This window comes from Lysinibacillus sp. IITD104 (assembly GCF_036698265.2).
GTDB classification, from domain to species: domain Bacteria; phylum Bacillota; class Bacilli; order Bacillales_A; family Planococcaceae; genus Lysinibacillus; species Lysinibacillus boronitolerans.
The window spans coordinates 4,168,329-4,190,542 of sequence record NZ_JBAHYH020000001.1 but is presented as its reverse complement, the minus strand read 5'-3'; the positions used below and the strand labels follow the sequence as shown (position 1 = coordinate 4,190,542).

The 22,214-nt window shown below is 36.8% G+C and carries 36 protein-coding genes; all 36 read left to right on the top strand.

Annotated features, from left to right (window positions below; all coding sequences use genetic code 11):
* The first annotated feature begins 1 nt into the window (after position 1).
* The 36 genes from V1L66_RS21175 to V1L66_RS21000 all read left to right on the top strand — a co-directional run bounded on the left by V1L66_RS21175 (position 2) and on the right by V1L66_RS21000 (position 22,209).
* Positions 2 to 715: an AAA family ATPase gene (locus tag V1L66_RS21175; protein ID WP_322605743.1), complete on the top strand. Its 714-nt coding sequence runs from the start codon at positions 2 to 4 to the stop codon at positions 713 to 715.
* A complete protein-coding gene (locus V1L66_RS21170) occupies positions 715 to 1,194 on the top strand; it encodes a DUF669 domain-containing protein (protein ID WP_333005683.1) in 480 nt (159 codons plus the stop codon). The genes V1L66_RS21175 and V1L66_RS21170 overlap by 1 nt, the downstream gene beginning before the upstream one ends.
* Before the next feature lie 70 nt (positions 1,195 to 1,264).
* A complete protein-coding gene (locus tag V1L66_RS21165) occupies positions 1,265 to 1,645 on the top strand; it encodes a zinc-finger-containing protein (protein ID WP_333005682.1) in 381 nt (126 codons plus the stop codon).
* On the top strand, positions 1,642 to 4,014 hold the full coding sequence (locus V1L66_RS21160) for a phage/plasmid primase, P4 family (RefSeq protein WP_333005680.1): 2,373 nt from the start codon (positions 1,642 to 1,644) through the stop codon (positions 4,012 to 4,014). Before V1L66_RS21165 ends, V1L66_RS21160 begins: the two co-directional genes overlap by 4 nt.
* Positions 4,015 to 4,336: 322 nt before the next feature.
* A complete protein-coding gene (locus V1L66_RS21155; protein WP_333005679.1) occupies positions 4,337 to 4,762 on the top strand; it encodes a hypothetical protein in 426 nt (141 codons plus the stop codon).
* A gap of 110 nt (positions 4,763 to 4,872) precedes the next feature.
* The gene (locus V1L66_RS21150) at positions 4,873 to 5,172 is read left to right on the top strand and encodes a hypothetical protein (RefSeq protein WP_333005678.1); all 300 of its coding nucleotides are present in this window, start codon (positions 4,873 to 4,875) and stop codon (positions 5,170 to 5,172) included.
* Positions 5,169 to 5,717, top strand: a complete 549-nt coding sequence (locus tag V1L66_RS21145; protein WP_333005677.1) for an ERCC4 domain-containing protein — start codon at positions 5,169 to 5,171, stop codon at positions 5,715 to 5,717. Before V1L66_RS21150 ends, V1L66_RS21145 begins: the two co-directional genes overlap by 4 nt.
* Positions 5,717 to 5,932 carry a hypothetical protein gene (locus V1L66_RS21140; RefSeq protein ID WP_333005675.1) on the top strand — a complete coding sequence of 72 codons (216 nt, stop codon included), beginning with the start codon at positions 5,717 to 5,719 and terminating at the stop codon, positions 5,930 to 5,932. The genes V1L66_RS21145 and V1L66_RS21140 overlap by 1 nt, the downstream gene beginning before the upstream one ends.
* A gap of 9 nt (positions 5,933 to 5,941) precedes the next feature.
* Positions 5,942 to 6,181 carry a hypothetical protein gene (locus tag V1L66_RS21135; RefSeq protein WP_333005673.1) on the top strand — a complete coding sequence of 80 codons (240 nt, stop codon included), beginning with the start codon at positions 5,942 to 5,944 and terminating at the stop codon, positions 6,179 to 6,181.
* Positions 6,162 to 6,539, top strand: a complete 378-nt coding sequence (locus V1L66_RS21130; protein ID WP_333005672.1) for a hypothetical protein — start codon at positions 6,162 to 6,164, stop codon at positions 6,537 to 6,539. The genes V1L66_RS21135 and V1L66_RS21130 overlap by 20 nt, the downstream gene beginning before the upstream one ends.
* Positions 6,539 to 6,766: a hypothetical protein gene (locus tag V1L66_RS21125; protein WP_333005671.1), complete on the top strand. Its 228-nt coding sequence runs from the start codon at positions 6,539 to 6,541 to the stop codon at positions 6,764 to 6,766. Before V1L66_RS21130 ends, V1L66_RS21125 begins: the two co-directional genes overlap by 1 nt.
* Complete coding sequence (locus V1L66_RS21120; protein WP_333005669.1) at positions 6,753 to 7,280, top strand: hypothetical protein; 528 nt, start codon at positions 6,753 to 6,755, stop codon at positions 7,278 to 7,280. Before V1L66_RS21125 ends, V1L66_RS21120 begins: the two co-directional genes overlap by 14 nt.
* Positions 7,281 to 7,315: 35 nt before the next feature.
* Positions 7,316 to 7,492 (top strand): hypothetical protein, encoded by a 177-nt coding sequence (locus V1L66_RS21115; RefSeq protein WP_333005667.1) that lies wholly within the window; start codon positions 7,316 to 7,318, stop codon positions 7,490 to 7,492.
* A gap of 224 nt (positions 7,493 to 7,716) precedes the next feature.
* Complete coding sequence (locus V1L66_RS21110) at positions 7,717 to 7,971, top strand: hypothetical protein (RefSeq protein WP_333005665.1); 255 nt, start codon at positions 7,717 to 7,719, stop codon at positions 7,969 to 7,971.
* 37 nt (positions 7,972 to 8,008) lie between these two features.
* Complete coding sequence (locus V1L66_RS21105; RefSeq protein WP_333005663.1) at positions 8,009 to 8,260, top strand: hypothetical protein; 252 nt, start codon at positions 8,009 to 8,011, stop codon at positions 8,258 to 8,260.
* A gap of 35 nt (positions 8,261 to 8,295) precedes the next feature.
* Positions 8,296 to 8,529, top strand: coding sequence for a hypothetical protein (locus V1L66_RS21100; RefSeq protein ID WP_333005662.1), 234 nt, complete (start codon positions 8,296 to 8,298; stop codon positions 8,527 to 8,529).
* Positions 8,526 to 8,660: a hypothetical protein gene (locus V1L66_RS21095; protein WP_333005661.1), complete on the top strand. Its 135-nt coding sequence runs from the start codon at positions 8,526 to 8,528 to the stop codon at positions 8,658 to 8,660. The genes V1L66_RS21100 and V1L66_RS21095 overlap by 4 nt, the downstream gene beginning before the upstream one ends.
* Before the next feature lie 28 nt (positions 8,661 to 8,688).
* Positions 8,689 to 9,156, top strand: a complete 468-nt coding sequence (locus tag V1L66_RS21090; protein WP_333005659.1) for a DNA N-6-adenine-methyltransferase — start codon at positions 8,689 to 8,691, stop codon at positions 9,154 to 9,156.
* A 38-nt stretch (positions 9,157 to 9,194) separates the two neighbouring features.
* Positions 9,195 to 9,611 carry a transcriptional regulator gene (locus tag V1L66_RS21085; protein ID WP_333005657.1) on the top strand — a complete coding sequence of 139 codons (417 nt, stop codon included), beginning with the start codon at positions 9,195 to 9,197 and terminating at the stop codon, positions 9,609 to 9,611.
* Complete coding sequence (locus tag V1L66_RS21080; protein ID WP_333005655.1) at positions 9,608 to 9,970, top strand: hypothetical protein; 363 nt, start codon at positions 9,608 to 9,610, stop codon at positions 9,968 to 9,970. The genes V1L66_RS21085 and V1L66_RS21080 overlap by 4 nt, the downstream gene beginning before the upstream one ends.
* A 237-nt stretch (positions 9,971 to 10,207) precedes the next feature.
* The gene (locus V1L66_RS21075) at positions 10,208 to 10,411 is read left to right on the top strand and encodes a hypothetical protein (RefSeq protein ID WP_333005653.1); all 204 of its coding nucleotides are present in this window, start codon (positions 10,208 to 10,210) and stop codon (positions 10,409 to 10,411) included.
* A gap of 441 nt (positions 10,412 to 10,852) precedes the next feature.
* Complete coding sequence (locus V1L66_RS21070) at positions 10,853 to 11,083, top strand: HNH endonuclease (RefSeq protein ID WP_333005719.1); 231 nt, start codon at positions 10,853 to 10,855, stop codon at positions 11,081 to 11,083.
* 75 nt (positions 11,084 to 11,158) lie between these two features.
* Positions 11,159 to 11,620, top strand: a complete 462-nt coding sequence (locus tag V1L66_RS21065) for a P27 family phage terminase small subunit (RefSeq protein WP_333005652.1) — start codon at positions 11,159 to 11,161, stop codon at positions 11,618 to 11,620.
* Positions 11,617 to 13,296 (top strand): terminase TerL endonuclease subunit, encoded by a 1,680-nt coding sequence (locus V1L66_RS21060; protein ID WP_333005650.1) that lies wholly within the window; start codon positions 11,617 to 11,619, stop codon positions 13,294 to 13,296. The genes V1L66_RS21065 and V1L66_RS21060 overlap by 4 nt, the downstream gene beginning before the upstream one ends.
* 12 nt (positions 13,297 to 13,308) lie before the next feature.
* A complete protein-coding gene (locus V1L66_RS21055) occupies positions 13,309 to 14,562 on the top strand; it encodes a phage portal protein (protein ID WP_333005649.1) in 1,254 nt (417 codons plus the stop codon).
* Complete coding sequence (locus V1L66_RS21050; RefSeq protein WP_281115205.1) at positions 14,552 to 15,157, top strand: HK97 family phage prohead protease; 606 nt, start codon at positions 14,552 to 14,554, stop codon at positions 15,155 to 15,157. The genes V1L66_RS21055 and V1L66_RS21050 overlap by 11 nt, the downstream gene beginning before the upstream one ends.
* A gap of 1 nt (position 15,158) precedes the next feature.
* Positions 15,159 to 16,328 (top strand): phage major capsid protein, encoded by a 1,170-nt coding sequence (locus V1L66_RS21045; RefSeq protein ID WP_281115204.1) that lies wholly within the window; start codon positions 15,159 to 15,161, stop codon positions 16,326 to 16,328.
* 38 nt (positions 16,329 to 16,366) lie between these two features.
* Positions 16,367 to 16,522 carry a hypothetical protein gene (locus V1L66_RS21040; protein WP_158499503.1) on the top strand — a complete coding sequence of 52 codons (156 nt, stop codon included), beginning with the start codon at positions 16,367 to 16,369 and terminating at the stop codon, positions 16,520 to 16,522.
* Positions 16,512 to 16,802 carry a head-tail connector protein gene (locus V1L66_RS21035; RefSeq protein ID WP_333005645.1) on the top strand — a complete coding sequence of 97 codons (291 nt, stop codon included), beginning with the start codon at positions 16,512 to 16,514 and terminating at the stop codon, positions 16,800 to 16,802. The genes V1L66_RS21040 and V1L66_RS21035 overlap by 11 nt, the downstream gene beginning before the upstream one ends.
* 9 nt (positions 16,803 to 16,811) lie before the next feature.
* The gene (locus V1L66_RS21030) at positions 16,812 to 17,141 is read left to right on the top strand and encodes a phage head closure protein (protein WP_333005643.1); all 330 of its coding nucleotides are present in this window, start codon (positions 16,812 to 16,814) and stop codon (positions 17,139 to 17,141) included.
* A complete protein-coding gene (locus tag V1L66_RS21025) occupies positions 17,138 to 17,566 on the top strand; it encodes an HK97 gp10 family phage protein (protein WP_333005641.1) in 429 nt (142 codons plus the stop codon). The genes V1L66_RS21030 and V1L66_RS21025 overlap by 4 nt, the downstream gene beginning before the upstream one ends.
* The gene (locus V1L66_RS21020) at positions 17,563 to 18,054 is read left to right on the top strand and encodes a DUF6838 family protein (protein ID WP_333005640.1); all 492 of its coding nucleotides are present in this window, start codon (positions 17,563 to 17,565) and stop codon (positions 18,052 to 18,054) included. The genes V1L66_RS21025 and V1L66_RS21020 overlap by 4 nt, the downstream gene beginning before the upstream one ends.
* Before the next feature lie 3 nt (positions 18,055 to 18,057).
* Positions 18,058 to 19,116: a phage tail sheath subtilisin-like domain-containing protein gene (locus tag V1L66_RS21015; protein ID WP_333005638.1), complete on the top strand. Its 1,059-nt coding sequence runs from the start codon at positions 18,058 to 18,060 to the stop codon at positions 19,114 to 19,116.
* A gap of 14 nt (positions 19,117 to 19,130) precedes the next feature.
* A complete protein-coding gene (locus tag V1L66_RS21010) occupies positions 19,131 to 19,565 on the top strand; it encodes a phage tail tube protein (RefSeq protein WP_333005636.1) in 435 nt (144 codons plus the stop codon).
* 25 nt (positions 19,566 to 19,590) lie between these two features.
* Positions 19,591 to 19,983, top strand: coding sequence for a phage tail assembly chaperone (locus tag V1L66_RS21005; protein WP_333005634.1), 393 nt, complete (start codon positions 19,591 to 19,593; stop codon positions 19,981 to 19,983).
* 201 nt (positions 19,984 to 20,184) lie between these two features.
* Positions 20,185 to 22,209 (top strand): phage tail tape measure protein, encoded by a 2,025-nt coding sequence (locus tag V1L66_RS21000; RefSeq protein ID WP_333005632.1) that lies wholly within the window; start codon positions 20,185 to 20,187, stop codon positions 22,207 to 22,209.
* Positions 22,210 to 22,214: the final 5 nt, after the last annotated feature.

Here is a 22,214-nt window from a genome sequence, read left to right as displayed (position 1 = left end):
CATGCAAGTATCAAGCGCAGCAGACATTAAAGCAGACGCATCCACTTGGTTGCTTTACGGCAATCCTGGTATGCGTAAAACAACTACTGCTAAATATTTAGAAGGAAACACGCTTTACATTCCAATTGATAAAACTGAAATTGTTTTAGCAGGAACGCCAAATATTGATATTGTGAACTTCGATTCGTACGATGCGTGGAATGCATGGAATCAACTAATGATAGATTTGAAAAATGCAGACCTATCTAAGTACGACACAATCTTTTTTGATAACGTTTCAGAATTAACACGTTCGATGTTAGCAAACTTGGGCCGTGAAGGTAATAACAATCGAGTGCCTTCACAAGGTAACTATCAACAAATTGATTTCTTTATTATCGACAGCGTGCGTTTTATCCAAACTCTTGGAAAACGAGTGGTTTTTACAGCTTGGGAAATGACAGATGCATGGAATTTACCAAGTGGACAAATCGTCAATCGGGCTTACCCAGATGTACGAATTAAGATTTTGAATAATTTCATGGGATTATGCCAGGTAGTTGCGAAATCAGTTATCAATGAAGAAACAAAAAATTATGGTTTCATTTTAGAGCCGTCGCCATATGTTTTCGCTAAAAATCAATTAGATCAACGAAAAGCATGTGCACACGAAGATATTTTTAAAGTTGGCTATCAGCCTTCCACAAATAATGATGAAACAGGGGGAAATAAATAATGTCATTTTTTAAATTTGATGAAGAAAAAGTTGTATCGGGGTTTGAATTAGTAGCTGAAGGTAAATACGAAGCGATAGTTTTAAATGCGGTAGCTGGGAAAACTCAAAAAGGTGAAGACAAAATTACACTTGATTATGAAATCCGTTCTGATGTTCCTCAAAAACATCAAGGTGCAAAAATCATGTTTGACACTTTCACATTCTCGAATGAAATTGCTGCAGGTATCGTTCAGTCATTATTAAAAGCTACTGGATTTGCAAACGGACATCCATTCCAATCACCAGAAGATATGGCTAATCAGTTAATTGGTCGAAGCTTACAAATTACTGTTAAGCACGAAGAATATGAAAAGTTGGTTGATGGTAAAAAGGAAAAACGTACTGCTGCAAAAGCGAAATACTACGATAAATCAGTTGTAAATCCTCCACAATCACCAGGAGCACCAATCACAGTTGGAAGTGACGATCTTCCATTCTAAATAAAACTTAATAGAGAGGTCTGTTTTAGGCGGACTTCTCTTTTTTATACCCAAAATGAGGTGAATAACCATGAGTGCAATCAAAAATTGCCATAATTGCGGATCAAGCAATGTTAAAAAAGAAAGTAATTCCATAATTTATGGTCGTGAGTATGGTAATGGCAAATGTTATTACTGTCACGATTGCAAGGCTAATGTTGGTACGCATGATAGTGGCAAACCTTTAGGGACGTTAGCAACAAAAGATGTGCAGATTTTAAGAAAAGCTTGTCATGACATATTCGATAAATTATGGAGATACGAGAAGGTTAAAGGTCGCAGTAATTTATATCAAGCGTTAGCTCAACGGATGGGCATTCCACAAAGTGAATGTCATTTCGGAATGTTTCAACGAGAAAGGTGTTTGCAAGCATTAGAAATAATTACACAAAAAAGATGGTGGGTAACATGAAAGCACCAATTAATTTTAACGAAATACCATCTGAATTACGGCTGCTACCTCAATGGATCCTGTGGAAGGCAGAAGAGAAAGGCGGTCGTTATACAAAAATACCATTTCAGGTTGATGGTAATGAAGCCAGAAGTAATGATCGCAGAACATGGTCCACATTTGCTACAGCAGCAAAGTTTTATACAGAATCAAATGCGGACGGCATTGGTTTTGTATTCAGTAGGCAAGACAGATTTATCGGTATTGATATTGATAAATGCGTTACGTATTCAGCAGATGATACAGAAAAAGTAAATCCAATCATTAACGATTTTGCTAAAGAGATCATTGATACACTGGATAGCTACACAGAGTTTAGTGTGAGTGGTACAGGCATTCATATCATCATCAAAGGTAGCCTTCCACAGTCTGTAGTGGGTACTGGTCGTAAAAGTGCAAAGCATGGTCTTGAAATTTATCAATATGGCCGTTACTTCACAATGACAGGTAATCGTGAGAATTCCAATGAGATTTATGAACGGTCTGAAGAAGTAGCAGAAATCTTAGAAAAGTATTTTGATGACAGTGATATAAAAGATCGAGTGAACCTTGCAGAATATGAAAATGATGAAATTAAGCTTTCAAATGAAGCGCTCTGGGAGCGAATGTTTCGTAGTAAATCGGGCGATGAAATACGTTCACTGTATAACGGAAATTTAATAAATAATGATCGCTCTTCAAGTGATTTAGCATTGTGTAATCATTTGGCATTTTGGACTGGTAAAAGCGCTTCTAGAATGGATAGCATGTTCCGAGAAACATCATTAATGCGTGATAAATGGGACCGAATCCACTTTAGTGATACAGGAGAAACGTATGGAGAAAGAACAATAGCAGAAGCTATTTCCTCCACTACTACAACTGTGTTAGACCATCAAAATGACAACGAGTTTTCATTCAGCTTCCACAGTGATGAGGTAGTGGCAGAGGAAGTTGAAAAGCCAGCGCGCAAATTCAAATTGACTGACTTAGGAAATGCAGAGCGAATCGCTTATGAATACGGCCATGTAATTCGTTATATTCCATCAGTTGGTTGGTATATCTGGAACGGCAAGTATTGGGAGTTTGACGAAAAAGGAAAGCTTCATCGAATTGTAGCCAAAGTCGTTCGCAAGCTTGGTGAATCAGATGATGAAACCGAGCAAAAATGGGCTAGGCATTGTGAGAAACATAATGTCCGAGAAAGTGCTATTAAGGATTTAAAGGTATTAGTTCCTGGAGATCGTAGCGACTTTGACCAACATAAATATTTACTCAATGTTGCTAATGGAGTCGTGGACCTGAAAACAGGAAAATTGCAGCCTCATGATAGGGAATTAAAGCTTACAAAAATAACAAATATCTCTTTTGACGAAAATGCAAAATGCCCAAATTGGTTAGCATTTTTGGATCAAATATTTATGGGAGATAAAGAGCTGTCAGAATACATGCAACGATTAATCGGCTATAGCCTTACAGGTGATATTTCAGAGCAAATTATGATGTTCTTGGTTGGTGGAGGTAGTAATGGTAAATCCACTTTTATCAACACAATCAAAGATCTTGTAGGCGAATATGGCAAGCAAGCTAAGGCAGATACTTTCATCAAGAAAAAAGAAACAGGTGCCAATAACGATATTGCGAGGTTAGTAGGTTCACGTTTTGTATCAGCGATTGAATCAGAAGAAGGCGAAAAGCTATCAGAATCATTCGTAAAGCAAATTACAGGTGGAGAGCCAGTATTAGCACGGTTTTTACGACAAGAATATTTTGAGTACATTCCAGAGTTTAAAGTGTTTTTCACTACTAACCATAAGCCGATTATTGGTGGCCTAGATGAAGGTATATGGCGACGTGTAAAGTTGATTCCATTTGATTTAAACTTGCCAGCGCATAAGCGTGATAAAAAGCTTCCAGAGAAGTTGTCATTAGAAATGAGTGGAATACTCAATTGGGCAATTGAAGGCTGCTTAAAGTGGCAGAAGGACGGTTTAATTGAACCAGCAGTGGTAGCAAAAGCAACAGGTAACTATAAAGAAGACATGGACATCCTTGGGCCGTTTTTAGCCGAATGTTGTTATGTAGATAAAGCCAATGAAAATATCAAAATCGAAGCGAAAGAATTGTATAACGTCTACGACAGTTTTGGTTATAAATCAGGTGAACGCACAGTGAGTAATCGTAGTTTTTACCGAATGTTGGAAACAAAAGGTTTTAAAAAGGAACGTGGCACAGGAAACAAAAACTTTTTCATTGGTATTACTTTACAAGAGCGAGCGCCACAAGGAGTTACTTTTGAAGAAAAAACAGTTACTTTAGAGGGTGAAAATACGTCATTTAAGCTAGTTTAGTAACTTTGAGTTAACAAAGTAACTCTCATTTGTAACTCTCTGAAATCCAGTCATATCAATAGTTTAAGAGTATTTTTATATTACTAAAGTTACTTTTGTTATTTGGTTTTTATATTAATAAAAAAATAAAAAATATAAATATATATATATATAAGAGCGTAATACCCAAACGCCAGTAACAAAAATAACGAAATTGACTTAAACCCTTGGGACTGTAAGGTTTGGGCGAGTTATTTTAAATAACTTTAGTTAACAAACGGTACTAAAACAGCAGTTTTTTAAGAATTAAGTAACCACTATAAATGTAAGGAAGTGGTAAACGGTGGTTTTATATATACTTTCGCAAATTTGGAAAAATGGCGGAGTGATTGAACGTGATCCATCAGATGGCCGACTTGAATTGAAAAACCATCAAAGCATTCCAGTTGAAGTTTTAAAAGCAGCCGAACCAATTTTTAATGAAATAGATGCTTACCTCAAATCTGTGGAAGGCATGAATGCAACGGATATGACAACGTGGAAAATGATTGTGGCACTGGCTGGATGGCAACGTAATGAATCTATCAGTAATTTTTTAAACAATGATGAAGTAGCTTTGAATCTATTTTATGACTATCAAGCGAAATTAGCTCTTAACGGTTGGAAAGAGTTATATGAAGATTGGCGACAATATGAAAATGCTGAAACAGAACAATTAAAAAAACAAATCTATAATCGTGCTATTTTATATGCGCGTCAAAACAAGTGATTTAAGGGGCATTCAGGTTAAGTTGATATTTTATATGCTAGCAACTTTTAAACAGCTTAAATAAAGCAGAACAAAAGGAAAACAAAGCGAAGGTGAAGGGGGTTACACCAATGTTGGATGTAATGGTGAATGATGAATATAAATTAACGAGTGATGGTATGCAAATTGTTATTATGCGAAAGCACATAGTTGATCCAACGAAATCGCCAATTTTTGACGAAACAAAGCATTCTGCTGAAATTCGTGAAGAGTGGAAGACGTGGAAGTACTGTGGAAAGATAGAACAAGCTCTTGAAGTAATTTTACGACAACGTGTATTTGAGTCAGAAGCAGCTACGCTTAAAGAGTTACATGATGAAATTGTTTCATTCAAACGTGAAATACATGGAATGCTAGGTGATTCACAATGATTCACTATAAATTTTCGGACAAAGAAATTGACACACTTTTAAAACACTTAACCATCATCATGGACACTAGGGAAAAATCATCTATGCACATCATCGAATATTTCAAACGAAAGGATATTCCGATGAAATTACAAAAGTTGGACACAGGCGATTACAGCTTTATGATTCCTTGTAACGAGGAAACGAAAATGCTAGGTGTCACACGTGATTTATATTTCAATTCTTACGTTGAGCGTAAAAATGGCATAGATGAAATTTGCGGTAACTTACAAAGAGATACTCAACAAGCATTTATTAATGAGCTCATTCGCTCGCAGGGAAGCAAATTTGTTCTGTTTGTGGAAGATCCGCATTTTGACCGTAACCTTGCACAAGGGAAATATCGCAGTCGATACGACCCTAAAGCATTACGAGGTCGATTAGATAGCCTGCAAGCAAAATACAACTTCGAAATTCGTCCGGTCGAAAAAGATATGATGGGACATGTTATTTTACACAGGTTTTTATATCAAGCGAGGTATTACCTAAAAAATGGGGTGTTCTAATGTTAACCAATCCTTACGACATGCTTAGAAGTAGGTTTCTACAATACAGTGACAAAATGCTTTTTGACCTCATAAAAGAAGATATGTCCATTAATGGCTATACAGGTGATGAAAATTATAAAACTATGACTCTCAACATTTTGGACAACTTTGAGCAATATGGCCGTTTTTCTGAAAAACAAAAATTAGTTGTAATCAACTATCTGATTCATTAGGAGAAGCCTATGAACATGCGCAATGGGATTCCTATTGTTCAGTCGGTGAAGATGTCAAAACAGCCACAGGGTAGATTGTGGAAGGCCATACCCAATCCTTACAAACGATATATCGAAATGGCCATTATCGTTGATGGATGCGAGGCCAGTGTCATTATGCCTTACAAATATAAATGGGTGCAACAGTATACCAAAGAAGGCTGGCATACCAAGAAAGTGTGGGATGTAGATGAACGCAGAAATGCTTGAGAAACGTGTAGCAATATTGAAGAAGGTTGATGCACTTACAAACAAATGTAATTGTCAGGCAGCCAATGAATATAATCATTGTTCAAATTGCAAACAGCTCCGCAAGTATGGCGACAAGTTAATGAAACTGGTGAATAAGCGAAGGGTTATTAAAACTGATTCAAAAAATAAAAAGTCTGGTCCAAAGCCAATAACTACTCTGACTAAAGCTGAGTATTTGGATTTAAAAAAGGATAAAAAATTGGATAGAGAAATCGCTGAAATGTACAAAGTATCACCATGCACAATTAGAAACTGGAAAAAGAAAAATGGAATTATTACTAAAAATAATTTGAGAAGAAGAAAGGTAGTAAGCTAATGACAATTGATGATGAAATCTTAGCAAATCCAGTGTTACGAGAAGTAAATGAACTGTTACAAAATCAAACAGCTAAAGGTCTTGCGAAATATGGTACAACAGTCAATCCAATGGATCACTCAACTATTGAATGGCTGAAACATTACCGCGAAGAAATGATTGATGGTGCTGTATATGCAACAGTAGTAATTCGAAAATTGGAGGAACTACAAAATGGAACTAAATAAATTTCAAGAGTTGTCTAAGCGTACAATGCCATTTGGCGGTGAGCCTAAAAACAATGTGGAATATGAAAACGGCTTAACAAATTACGCTTTGGGCCTAATAGGTGAATGCGCAGAGGTATTAGGTGCTGCTAATGATCGTGAAGCTGTTTTGAAAGAAATAGGCGATGTAGCGCATTATGCATTTGGGCTATTAACCTTCTTAAAGGAAACATATGAGCCATTAGCTAATTATGTTGTGGATGGCCCAAAGGAAAAGGTAATAGAAAAAATCATCATCCTTTCAGGTGAGATTTCAGAACAAGTTAAAAAATTTATATATCATCGTCATGAATTGAATTTATCCAAAATGAAATTAGCATTAAAAATGTTAATCAAAAATTTAATCGAATTAGCTAAATTCTATGATTCAACACTAGAACAAATTTGCGAAATGAACATCGATAAATTGAAAATGCGTTATCCAGAGTCATTCAATGTTGAGGATAGTAAAAAGCGTGTGGATACGGTGCAGTAGAAAGATAATGTTCAGGAAGGTTGGGAGGTGGATAGATGACAGTTTCTCGAAATAATTTTTTCATTCAGTGTGAAAATTGTCTGGCTAATGAAACGGTTCAAGATGGGTTGCAAGGGGATTCTGAAATCATGTTCCGTATTACTGGTGAGAGTTTAGTTGAAGTTGTATGTAAATCATGTGAAAACACAATATCAGTTCTTACAGACCTCTAAAGAGTAAACGAAAGATATTGTACAGAAATGAGTGTGTGCTAAGTGGATGAAAAAACAATTGAAAAATTAAAGGAAATTCAAAATACGGTCCTACTTATAAATGTTAGTAAAGGCATGCTTTAGATAAAAAATCTAAAAAACACGCACTAAAACTACTGGAGGAATTAATAAAACGTCATTCTTGATTATTCGAAAGATTTTGTGCAGGAAGGGAGTTGGTAAATTTGGATTTCAAAATTATAAATGAACGTCAGATAATTTTGCAATTAGCTATGCAAGAGGCGTATAAAAAGTGTGATGAATGTCAACGAGATTTGAATAATTTGGACAATAAACTAAGTATTATGACCGCTGATGGTTGTTCACTTAATGATAAAGATAAAGTTGTTGAATCTATGCTTTATTTGAAAGAATGTCGAGATGGATGGCAAGAAACAATTGACCATATAAGACAATGGCAAGATGAATTGAAAGGTTAATCGATAAATATTGTTCAATACGAAGGGAGCGAGTGAAATGGCACGTAATCAAACGGATTCACATGCAAACGATAGAGCTTTAGGTGATGAAAAGCGTTCAGATAAACCAATTCGTTTCAAAGCGAAGAAAAACATCTACTGGGAAGATTGGGGGCATATGAGACGAGTTTTTGTAGCTGGTCGAGTATATGACGGTGTGCTTCATTCAGACGGGAATGTGACAGGTTATTCACCGTATTTTGATGTAGACGACTTTGTAAGTGCAGAAGAAATTGAAATCATTAATTAGCAGACAATCGATAAATTTTGTTCAGGAGGAAAGCTATGAATTATCTAAGGTATTTTCGCAATGAATTTATAAAAGTAGCCAGTGAAAAACGTTGGAAACGGATAGCAGTAATTGCATTTGGTTTAGCTATATATTGGTGCTTCATTGAGTGGATGACTATTGGCCATTTAAAGCCTAACTATTGGCATGATGTTCTTTGTTTAGGAATCGCAATAGTAGTGGAACGTTGCTTACCATGTGGAAAGCATAATAAAGCAGGTGACACATGAAAAAAGAGACATTTTATTATGGCTTCGCAGTGATGTTACTATCAATTATTCGAAAAGAAAAAGTGCGTAAAACAGAATTGAAAAAAGAAATCAATCGAATTATAGATGCCATGTACAAAGAATTTACTTGAAAGAAAATGTACAGGAAGGATGAAGGATATGCAAAATCAAACAGCGCTATTAAGTAGTGCTAGACAAGATTGGGAAACACCAAATACTTTATACAATGCTTTAAATAAAGAATTTCAATTTACTATTGATGTCTGTGCATTACCTCACAACGCAAAACATCCTAGATACTTTACCCCTGAAATGAATGGACTTGATCAAGATTCGTCGAATGAAGTTTGTTGGATGAATCCTCCTTATGGGCGTGAACAAATCAAATGGATAGAAAAAGCCTATGAGGAATCAAAAAAAGGTGCTACTGTTGTCTGTTTAATACCTGCTAGACCTGATACGAAAGTTTGGCATGATGTTATTTTTCCAAATGCAGAGGTTCGTTTTGTAAGAGGGAGAATTACATTTGTAGGAGCAGAAAGCCCAGCACCATTTCCAAGCGCTTTAGTGATTTTTGGACCACACATAGATACTGGAATCATTAAAATTATGAATCGTAGTTACTGAACATATAAGGAAATAAACAAACAAGGTAGGTGCTGCACATGCCTACGTTATCGCGTAGTGATATACAGACAATCGAACGATATTGGATTGAGCTGGAACAAAATAAGAAGAAATTAAAATATCGTGAATGGGAGTTGTTACATCCACATAATGAAGGTGGTGAAATGGTCGGAGGTCGTAGTAATGCTATTTCTGACACGACTGCTAAAAAAGCGATGCTTTTAGCCAATGACGACTATTACCAAAACCTAAAACGTATCATCAAGACTGTGGAGGACCTATACAACGAGTTAGACGAAGATATGCGTACCATTGTAGATATGCGTTATTGGGATACAGATGGCTGTTACGAATGGGAGGACATAGCTGACAAGCTGTATATTTCTCGTCACAAGGTACTTCGAAAGCGTAATATATTAATTGATAAAACTGCAGAAAGGATTGGATGGGTTTGAAAGAAATTGATTGGCGTAAATTTTACGGGGATGAACCAATTCAACCGATACCAGTTGAAAAGTATTTCTTAGATGATGGTAAAGACGGTCATGGTTTAAAAACTAGGCAAATGACATATGAGTTTTGTACATCTGAATATGTAGAAAATAAAGAAGGTATGTATCCTACGTTTGAAGTAAACGATATTGTGATTGATAAATATGGTGAGGGAGACGCTTATCACATCTTTGAATACGAACGTGAATTCCAAGAACTTCACGTTGAACTGCTAGATGAAAATATGAAGCTTACTGGAAAAACAACGTATCTAGATGTAAACGAAGTGGTCCATAAATTAAAGGATGTTGAATTGATTTAAAAAGTGAACTTCCTAACACTAGCGAAGTTCGCAAAAAAACAGTGTAAATTGGTATTATCAAGTTTTATCAAAAGCGTACGGAAATACGCTAAATAATACTTCATTACGAAATAAACACGTTGCTTGTACGTGTATGTCGGAAACAAGTAATTGAGACTACTAAATTGGTAGTCTCTTTTTATAATGACAATACGTTCCATTTATCCTATGATATAGGTAGATGGGAGGTGTTAATTTATGTTAAGTGAATACAAAGTAAACTTATATTTTAGCGAAAGCGAAAGTGAAACAATTTTTGTAAAAGCAGAAAACTTAGAAAGAGCTATTTTTGATGTTTCTAAAATGATAGAAGATAAAAAAGTAGTTGTAAAACCTGAGGGTCATTATGCTAAAGGTTATAATATGGGTCTTGTAAAGACATATCATATTTCAGCAAAATAAATAATAAAGAGTCACATCTAACCAGGTGTGGCTTTTTATTATGCGTTTTTTATGTATTTATTTGATTAAACAGTATGACAATGCATTTCCCTTTCGCATTGTCACCTTCTTAACTAAAAGAAGATTTTTTCGATAACTAAGATTAATAAAAGTATTTCACAACAAGTGAGCTTTATCTCAGCTTTCATTTATCTCACCACCTTTAGCTAAAAGCTAGTATGTGCACTGAAATTAAATTATATTCCAACTATAAAAATAGAGGAGGTTAGTGTATTGCTAAAGAGTTGTACTTATTGTGGTGGTATTCATAAGCGTGGTCAACGGTGTGCATCTAAGTCAGTAGCTACAAAGCAGACCACATACATTGATAGATTCAGATGGTCAAGGGCATGGAAGAATAAGCGAGCGCACATAGCTGAACGTGATAAACATCTGTGCCAGGTGTGCTTACGAAACTTATACAATACTCAGATGCAATATAACTTCACAGACTTAGAGGTGCATCACATAGAGCCTATAGCTAACGCATGGGACAAGAGGCTAGAGGATGACAACCTTATATCGTTGTGTCGTTATCATCATGAGCTGGCAGAGAAGGGAACAATACCTGCAGAAGAATTACAAAATATTATTTTGGAGAGTACCCCCCTGGTATTCGGTGAAAAAATCTGAAATTCCTGTACACCGACTGCCCCCATTTGCTCTAAAAAAATTCCCTAAATGAAAATTTTTAAGGAGGTGAGGAAATTGGCTAGACCGTCAAAAAGTGTGAAAACAATGAGCAAGAATTTAACGAAGGAAGAAATCGCAATTCGTACTCAAACAGAAGACAAATTAAAAGGTGCTGCCGATGAAATCTTGCCTCCTACATACCTGAATGCAAGGCAAAAGAAAATTTTCAATTTCATTGTGAAGGAGTTACAGGCAAGTGGGATTCTTGGTAATCTCGATATTTATATTCTAAGCACCTGTGCGGTAGCCATTGACCGAGTGCAACAAATTGAACGAATTATTAACAGGGATATTGAAAGGCTTTTAGATCGGAACTTATTGAGTGCTAAAGATAAGTATTCAAAAGAGTTTTTCCGTTGCTGTAATGAATTAAGCCTATCGCCTCAAAGTCGAGCAAAGCTAGGAAATATCAATTTCCAAGTTCGCGTTGAAGAAGACGATCCACTGTTAAAAGTATTGAGTGGTGGCAAAAAATGATATTTGAAAAGGCAGTAAAATACGCTGAAAGAGTTGTAAAAGGCAAAGAAATTACAACAAAAGAGGTCATTATTCAGTGTAATTGGTTCCTAAAGGATTTAGAAAAGCAGTATGAAGATGATTTTGATTACTATTTCGACATGGAAGAAATAGAAAAGATAGAGGGTCTATTAGAATTACTGAACTTTGCTACAGGTTTAGGCGTTGCAGGGAAAACAATATTAGAGGGTTTGGAAGGATTCCAGGCTTTTTTTCTTGTCAATATATTTGGTTGGCGCTTTAAAAACGATAAAGAAAAGTTTAGATACCGTGATATTACGCTGTTTATTCCTCGTAAGAATGCGAAGACGTTCATTTGTGCTTTAATTATCATTATCTTAATGCTTACAGAGGATGATTATTCAGAGTTCTATTCTATTTGTTTGGATCGTGAGCTTGCAGGTGAAGTTAAAAAGGCTATGACACAAATTATCATGGCCAGCCCAGGCGTTGCTAAATACTTTGTGATTCCAAAAACGTTAAGTGGAAAAATTGTATGTACTTTAACAAATAGTTTTTACCAGGCACGTACTGCAGAGGCAAATAGAAATAACTCAATCCGGCCATCTGCTTTTATCGCTGATGAAGTTGGCGCATTTAAAGATTACAAGAATATAAACGCTATGAAGTCAGGGCAATTAAATGTGAAAAATCCATTGCGCTTTAAATTAACAACGGCCTATGCTGAGGATAAATCGATCATGTTGGAAGAATTGGCGTATGCGAAGAAGGTTTTTAATGGGTTTATTGAAGATGATCGCATGTTTGCGTTGCTTTATTACGCTGAGGACGATCATTTATGGGACGATACGGGGCTATTACAGGCGAATCCGTTAAGAGTTGAGGAAAACTATAACGAGATACGAGATAGCCGTAAATCAGCCATAGAAAAGCCCTCAGAGCGTGAGGAATACCTATGTAAACATATGAATCACTTTTTACCTTCTAATAGTGGTGAAGCGTATGTGAATGTAGAGGACGTTCGGAAATGTAAAATGGATAATTTCGATTGGTCAGGCCGTCAAGTATGGCTAGGTTTAGACTTGGCTATGACGAATGATAACTGTTCATTCTCTATGGTGACAGAGGAAGACATGCATATATATGCGGATTCCTACGCCTTTGTACCAACTGAGCGTATTCCTGATAAAAACCGCGTAGAGAAGATCAATTATTATGATCACATTAAGTCAGGGAAGTGTTTTTCTTGTGGTGATATGACTGTGGATTATGGCTTTATTGAACAAAAGGTTTTGGAAGTAGAAGAAAAATTTAATGTGATTGTGATGGGCGTAGCATATGACCGTTATAACTGCCTTTCTACAGCTCAAAAACTAGAAAGGGAAGGTCTGGTTACTGTGGAGGTCAAACAGCATTCAAGCGTATTGCATCCAGCTACAAAGCTATTAAGAGAAAAGATTGTAGATAAAGAGTTTCACTATACCGAAAATGAATTGCTAGAAGAAAACTTCCAAAATGCAAAAGTCACTGAGGATACTAACAAAAATATTTATGTTAATAAGAAAAAATCCACTGGCAAAGTTGATATGCTTGTAAGCCTAATCAATGCAATCTATTTACTGCAGAATGATGTCATCTTTAATCCTGATGCTGATTGGGGCGCACAAGTCATTTAAGGAGGTGAGATTGTGGGATTTATTAAAGAGTGGCGTGAATGGCGTGATTATAAGCGTATTCAGGAGTTTCGTGAAAGTGGAATGGATGAGTTGTTGCTGCAAGCAGGGTTAACGGATGCTGTTTTAACAAAGGAACAAGCGTTAAGCATACCTAGTGTTGGCACCTGTGTAGATTTGATTTCAGATATTATTGCAACTTTACCTATCAAATTGCACAAAGAAAACAGTGGTAAAGTTGAAGAAATTGAAGAAGATAGACGTGTTTTTCTACTTAATGACGAGACATTAGATACACTAGATGGCTTCCAGTTTAAAAAAGCTTTAGTAACTGATTATTTATTGGAAGGCGCAGGGTATGTATTTATCAACCGAAAAAGAAATGATGTTGAAAGTCTTCATTATGTTGAGAATCGAAATGTATCGGTGTTAGTTGGTGTTGATCCAATATTTAAAAGCTATGATATTTCTGTTAATGGTGTGAACTATCGGGAATTTGAGTTTATTAAAATTGCTCGAAATTCTAAAGATGGGGTAACAGGTAGTGGAATTATAAAGGATCACAATAAAATTTTATCAGTTGCGTACAATACGCTTGTTTTTGAGGACTCACTTGTTAAAACTGGCGGTAATAAAAAAGGTTTCTTGAAGTCATTGGGCCGATTGTCAAAGGATGCAATTGCAGAACTAAAAACAGCCTGGAACAATTTATACAAAAACAATACAGAAAATGTTGTGGTATTAAATAATGGTATAGATTTCAAAGAGGCATCGAGTACATCGGTTGAAATGCAGCTGAATGAAAACAAAAAGACCAATTCAAGCGAAATAAATAAACTTTTTAAAGTACCTGATAGCATTTTGGATGGCTCCGCCAATGAAGAAGTGCATACAAACTTTATTAAAAATTGCATACTGCCGATTATTCGAGCAATTGAAACGGCATTGAACAAGGACTTGCTTCTTCCATCGGAAAAAGTGCAGTCTTTTTATTTTGCCTTCGATATGAAAGAGCTAGTCAAAGGTGATATTGAAAAGCGCTATAAAGCTTATGAAATCGCACTTAAAAATGGTTGGATGCAAATTGACGAGATTCGATATTTAGAAGATCATGAGCCACTTGGGCTAGATTTCATTAAATTAGGCTTGCAAGATGTCTTGTACGATCCAAAAACAAAGACAATTTACACACCTAACACAAATAAAACTGCTGATATTTCAGAGAATGGCAAAGTATCTGAGAAGGGAGGTGAAGAGATTGAGGATTGAAATTAGAGAAAATCAAGTGTTGCTAGATGGTTACGTGAATGCTGTTGAGCGTGAAAGTCGTATTTTACCTTCACCAAGAGGACGTTTTAAAGAAAAAATACGTGCTAAAACGTTTGAAAGAGCTTTGGATAAGGCTGAAAATGTTGATCTATTATTCAATCATGATAAAAACCGCAAGCTTGGATCATTACAAGAGGGGAACCTGCAGTTGTATGAGGATAACATCGGTTTACGTGCTATTGCTCATGTGTCTGATGAAGAAATCATTAAAAAGGCGAAAGACGGTAAGCTAAAAGGTTGGTCATTTGGTTTTGTCGATAACAAGCCATCGTGGGAAGACGGAGAAGATGGCATTCAGAAACGCACATTGGAGGACATCGAGTTATTAGAGGTGTCAATTTTAGATAAAACGCCAGCTTATGTTGCTACTTCAATTGAAGCTCGCGGAGAAGATCAGGCGATTTCAGAAATTCGCGGAGCAGATTTTAAAGCTGAGATTGAAGATCGCTCAGAAGAAACACGTTCTAAAAAAGATGTTGATTATTCATTGTATGAAAAACAAATTGAGCTTTTAAAGTTGAAAGGTGGAAACTAACATGAAAAAAGATATTAAGAAGTTTATTGAAACACGTTCTATGCCGTCACTGGTTGAACAGCGCAACAACTTATTAGATGAAATGGATAATTTACTAAAGGGTGCCAAAGAAGAAACACGCGCACTAACTGACCAAGAATCGACTCGATTTGATGAAATTAAAAGAGAAATTGCAGGACTTGATAAAACAATCGCTGCTTTGGATGAAGCACGTTCTTTGGACAAAAAACTACCTGCTAAACAAGCTGAACAACGTACGCAAGAAGAAGCTGAAACACGCGCTTTCGAAAATTACATTCGTGGTGTAGTCGAGGAACGAGCAGATGTTAATTTAACTGTAGGGGCAAACGGTGCCGTAATTCCTTCCAGTATTGCAAATAAGATCATTCAAAAGGTATATGATATTTCACCAATATATCAGTTAGCAACTCGTTATAACATTGCTGGATCATTAAGTATTCCTTACTATGATGAATCTGCAGGAACAATCGAAATGGCTTATGCTGATGAATTTGTTGAATTGGAATCTACAAGTGGACGATTCACTTCAATTGAGTTAAAAGGCTTCTTAGCAGGTGCATTAAGTAAAGTGTCTAAGTCACTCGTTAATAATTCACAATTCGATCTTGTTTCATTTGTTGTAGCGAAAATGGCTGAATCAATTGCAAAATGGATTGAAAACCAATTGTTAAACGGTACACCAAATAAGATTACGGGCCTTTCAACTGTAAAGCAATCTGTCACTGCTGCAGCTGCTACAGTATTAACAGCTGATGAATTGATTGATGTACAAGAAGAAGTACCTGATGCTTTCCAGGGCAATGCCATTTGGATCATGAATAAAACTACTCGTAAAGCCATTCGAAAATTGAAAGATGGACAAGGCAACTACCTACTGAACAAAGATGCCACAGCTCGTTGGGGCTATACTTTACTAGGGAAAGATGTTTATACATCGGATAATATGTCAGGCATGGAAGCTGGAAAAACAGCAATTTACTATGGTGACATGTCGGGCCTTGCAGTAAAACTTTCTGAGAACGTTTCGATTGAAATTCTACGTGAAAAATATGCTACTCAACATGCAATTGGTGTTGTTGGCTGGATTGAAATTGATTCAAAGGTTGAAAATGAACAGAAAATCTCTAAATTAGTGATGAAATCAGCGTAGGGGCTAAACTCTACGCTTCTTTTATTGGAGGTGACAGAATGAAAGTAAAAGCACTTGTAAGCTTTTCAGGTAGCGTCACAATGTCTAAAGATGAAGTTAAAGTGTTATCAAAAGAAGTTGCAGAGGACTTGTTGCAGGCTGGTCATGTAGAGGAAGTTGTTACGAAAAAGCAGGTGAAAACTGATGCGGGTTAGTGAAATCACACCAGGTGAGCTGGCTAAATATGCGCGAGAAGATGAAACAGATACCGAAATCCTATCAACTTTTTCGCTAATTTTATCGGCTGTAAAATCTTTTATAAAAGGCTATACAGGGCTATCTGATGAACAATTGGACACCAAAGAGGATATTTCGATAGCTGTTTTTGTCCTTTCTAATGAAATGTATGAAAATCGTATCTTCACAGTGAAGGATAACAACGTAAATAAGGTTGTTCAAACCATTTTAGATATGCATTCAATTAATTTACTTTGAGGTGAGACTATGAATCCTGGAGATTTAAGACACAGAGTTGAGATCCTCAATAATCAAAAAACAAAAAATGAATTGAACGAAACTGTTTATGCATTTCTGCCTTATAAAAAAATATGGGCAGCGATCATTCCTCAAACAGGCTCATTACAAAAGCAAGTTGCCGATACGATTTTAACGAATGTCACGCATAAAATCATCGTGCGATACAACGCTGGCAAAGACATTACAAAAGATATGCGTATCAGATATAAGGATCATGAGTTTGAAATTAAATATGTTCTCAATCCGTTCTTTAAAAACGAGACACTTGAAATTTTTGTTCAGGAGGTGTTGAAGTGAGCATTCAAATGAACGGTTTAACTGATTTTCAAAGAGATTTGTTTAATGTTGCTACTAGAGAGGTGCCTAAAGAAGCGCCAAAATTGATGCGTAAAATTGGCTCAAAAGCAAGGACAACAGTTGCTAAAAAATCTCGAAGTCTTGTAAAAAAGAAAACAGGAATGTACCACAAAAAGTGGAAACGAGGAAAAGTTTTTGTTGGTTATCATGGCGAACTTGTTGTCCGCGTCTATAATTCTTCACCACATGCACACTTAGTGGAAGATGGCCACTGGATGGTAGACCATGAGGGCAATAAAACAGGTGATTTTGTGCCAGGTAAAAAACCAATGGACAAAGGAATGCGTGAATTTGAATCCTCAGGTGATGTAGAAAGCGAAACTGTAAAATGGCTAGATGAATTGTTGAGGAAGAATAAATTATGATTACTTTTAAGCAAATCAAAGCAGTGATTAATGAGAAATTACAGTCGAACTTTATTGATATTGATGTTTCTAGTAAATCTGCAAGCAAAGGATTTACACGGCCATCGTTCAAAGTGGAATTAGATAATGTGAAGCGTGAGGGCTATTTGACACAAGTTGAAAAGTCTTGTACGGTTCGCATTTTTTATTTTCCTTCAACAATCGATGATAATGCAATTGAATTTTTAGATGTTCAAGAAGCTTTAGGGAATTTATTTGATCTTAAATTTACTGTAGAAGATCGCCATTTGGATATAGTCGAACCTAATTTTGATGAAATAGATGGTGTGCTGCAGTTTGAATTTGATATTCAATTTTTTGATGGCCGTGAATATGGTGAGGGCAGTTCAGGCGGAAATATTGAAGATGAAATTAAAAATGGCAAAGACTTTTATGAAAAATATCCAATTGAGCTTATGGGTGAATTGGATGATGAGGAAGGGGATTAAAGAATGGGCCTACCACAAATTAATATTGAGTTTTTAGGTAAAGCCGTTACAGCAATCAAGCGAAGCCAACTAGGTATTGTTGCTTTGGTTCTAAAAGACGATGTACAAACTGCTGATACTGTGACTTACAAAAGCATTGAAGAAGTACCAACAGATGGATGGTCGCCTGGAAGTTTAGATTACATTCATCTAGCGTTTATGGGTACACCAAGCAAAATTATTATTGAACGTTTGCCAACAGCAGCAACAGATTATAACGCTGCATTAACACGCTTGAATAACAAGCGATTCAATTACTTGGCCATACCAGGCGTCGAAGACAAGGATACAACAAATATTGCAACTTGGATTAAAACAAAGCGTGACATTAATAAGAAAACGTTCAAGGCAGTATTGCCAAACAGTGAGGCAGATCATGAAGGAATCATTAATTTCACAACAACTGGAATCAAAGTCGGTGAAAACGATTATACGACTGCAGAGTATACAGCACGAATTGCTGGCATCTTAGCAGGTTTACCATTTACCCGATCATCTACCTATTACGAATTGAATGAGATCGATGCTATTACAGAAATTGAAGATCCTGACGCGGCTGTTGATAATGGTGAACTTATTCTTATTAACGATGGCGAAAACATTAAAATCGGACGAGGGATTAACAGCCTGACAACAACAACAGGCAAAAAGACAGAAGACTTTAAATCGATTCGTGTCATGGAAGTTCAAGATTTAATTAGAGATGATATTCGAACAACATTTGATAAGTATTACATCGGTAAACACAATAATATTTACGATAATCAAGTATTGTTTATCCGATCTATCAACGCTTATTATGACGGCTTAGAAGGTGAAGAAATACTTGATCCGAACTTTAATAATAAAGCTGAAATAAATGTACAAAAACAGCGTTTGGCTTGGGAGGGTATTGGCCGTGATACGTCAGAATGGGACGATCAAAAAGTCAAAGAAATGTCCTTTAAAAAGAATGTATTCTTAGCAAGCAATATAAAAATTGTGGATGCTATCGAGGACTTAGATATGGATATTGCGATTTAAGGAGGGATTGACACATGGGTAAATTAAAATCTAATCGCGTTATTAACGGCACGTATGGCAGCGTGTGGGTGAATAATGAAAAATGGCTAGACATTGAGGAATTTGAAGCTAAAGTAACCATTGATTATGAAGATGTAAATATGGCCGAAGATCCAGCGACACATAAAAAACAAACGGGTTGGTCAGGCGAAGGCAACTTGAAACTTAAAAAAGTATATAGTCGAGGGGCAAAGTTACTAGCAGAAGCTGTTAAAAAGGGAATGACACCTGAAGTAAATATTGTTGGGAAATTAGCTGATCCTGATGCATTTGGTTCAGAGCGAGTGGCAATTAATGAAGTGACATTTAACGAATTTATGTTGATGCAGTTTGCCCAAAAAACAATAGGAGCAGAGGAATTACCTTTTAACTTTGCAGACTATGATCTTATTGACTCAATTACAGCCTAAAACAAATATCGGAGGGAAATATAAGATGTCAAAAAAAGAAATCAAACGATTAACGCTTACTGACTTAATGAAAGAGAAAGAAAAATACCAGGTAAAGAATGATGTCACAGAGGAAGTTCTTGTGGAACGATTAGGCGTTGAAGTAGTTTTGCGTAAACCTGAAAAATCTTTATGCGTAGATACATTTAAAATGGCCCGAGATGAAAACAACGATACTGACGCAGACGAGTACATGGTATATAACACAATGGTAGAGCCAAATTTAAAAGATGAAGAATTACAGAAAGCTTACGGTTGTACATTACCAACCGACATCGTGGCGAAAATCTTTGATCCAGGTGAAATTGAACAATTATCAGGTATAGCATTTGAATTAGCAGGATATAAAAAAGACGGAGTTAAGGCTATAAAAAACTAATTGATAGTGATGATGATTTTTATTTTCTTCATCACTATATTCAAAAGGGCCGTAAGCTGGACGAGTTGTTGAATTTACCTTATGACGAAAAGCTATTCATGACGGCAAGTCTTGATAAATATTTAGAAGAAAAAGATAAGGAAATGAAAGCTAGAGCGCTAATGCTTTAGCTTTTTTCTTTTGTGAAAAGGCGGTGAGAAATTGGGAAATAGGGTTATATCTGCAGTTCTTACATTGCAAGATCGTGATTTTTCTAGCAATTTAAGAAGAGCGAGTGATCGTGCTGATGATTTTGGCCGAGGTATTACAAGAGTAGGTAATCAGATACAACGATTTGGGCAAGGTGCAACTAGGATATTTAAAACGGTGGGTGCTGGTGCAGCTGCCTTAGGTGCTGCAGGTGTTGCAGCCTTTGGGGCTAGTGTTGGTAAAACTATCTTAGACATGGGCAGCTCTTTGGATATGTTAGAGGCCCAAACTGGCGCAACTGAATCGCAAATGGAAGCGTACGGGAGCGCTGCAAAAGAAGTTTTCGGCAAAGGGTATGGTGAAAACATCGATGAAGTAACCAATGCTTTAGCGCGAGTTAAACAAAATATGCATAACATCGACAATGGGGCGCTTAGTAAAGTTACTTCCAATGCAATGTTTTTAGCTAAAACCTTTGATGGTGACGTGAACGAAGTTACTCGCGGTACTAACAATATGATGGAAGCGTTCGGTATATCTGCAGATAAGGCGTTCGATTTGTTCACTGCAGGTGGGCAGAGAGGGCTTAATTTTAGTAACGAAATGTTTGATAATGTTGCAGAGTATTCATCCTTATTTGGTAATATGGGATATTCCGCTGAGGAATATTTCGGGATCATGGAGCGAGGGGCCAAGGCAGGTGTTTATAACCTGGACTATGTGAATGATGTCATGAAAGAGTTCCAGATCCGAGTTAAGGACGGATCGAAGTCAACTGACGAAACCTTTTCTGCCATGAGTAAATCAACATTTGACCTGTGGGAATCCTTCAACCGAGGTGAAGCGACTGTTGCAGAGGTAGCAAGTGCAGTAACAGCCGAGTTGAAAGGTATGGATGACCAGGTAACAGCCAACCAATTAGCAGTATCGCTATTCGGTACAAAATGGGAAGACCTCGAAGCAGGGGCAATGTACGCAATGCTTGGCTCAAAAGACGCGATGAAGGATTTCGAAGGAGCAACCGATGCAGCATCAGCCAAAGTCGAGGGTAGCTTAAAAAATAGGTTAATTTCATCTTGGCGAGAACTACAAGTTGGTATAGCTGATGTAGTAAATGGAGCAGGCGCACAGGAGTTTTTACAAGGTGTTGCTCAGAAAGCTGATGAATTGGTGCCTAAAATACAAGGAATTGTACAAAAAGCTTTCGAGTTTGGAAATACAGTCCGCGAAAATTGGGGGCCAATTAAAGAGACTCTTATAGGCGTTGGCACAGCTGCAGGGGTTGTGGCTGCAGGTATGGGAACATTAAAGGTTATTACCACAGTTACTACTATGGTCCAGGGGTTTAAAACCGCAATGGGCCTCGCAACAGCTGGACAGTGGGCGATGAATACAGCCATGCTTGCCAGTCCTCTTACTTGGGTAGTCGTTGGGATAGCTGCAGTGGTTGCGGCAGGTGTCTTGTTATATCGAAATTGGGATACGGTCAAAGCAAAAGCAGGTGAATTGTGGGCTACAACTAAAGAAAAATTTGCTGGTATTAAATCAGCTGTATCTAGCTTTGTACAACCTGCAATAAGCTGGTTCGAAACTATAGGTCAAAAGTGGAATAGCTTTAAAAATTCTATTTCAAGTTTTAAAGTGCCAAAATGGGTTTCCTCAGTTGGTAGCACAATCGGAAAGGCTGCAGGTGCCGTCGGTAAATTCGTTTCAGGATCACATGCTACTGGTTTAAATCGTGTTCCTTATGACGGTTATATTGCAGAATTACACAAAGACGAAATGGTTATACCTGCTCGACAATCTGAAAGGATTCGTGCAGCTGGTGGATCAATCGATAATGTAGATCAAATGGTGCAACCATCACAAGGAACAGTAGCAACGCCTGCACCTGCAGGAAGTACACCACAACCAACAGCATCAAATACTGGCGGTGTACAAGTTATTATCCAAAACTTAAATGCCAAAGGCGTAACAGCAATGGAAGTAGCCGATGAACTTGTGCCATTACTAAAATTAAGATTGGCCAATTTATAGGGGGT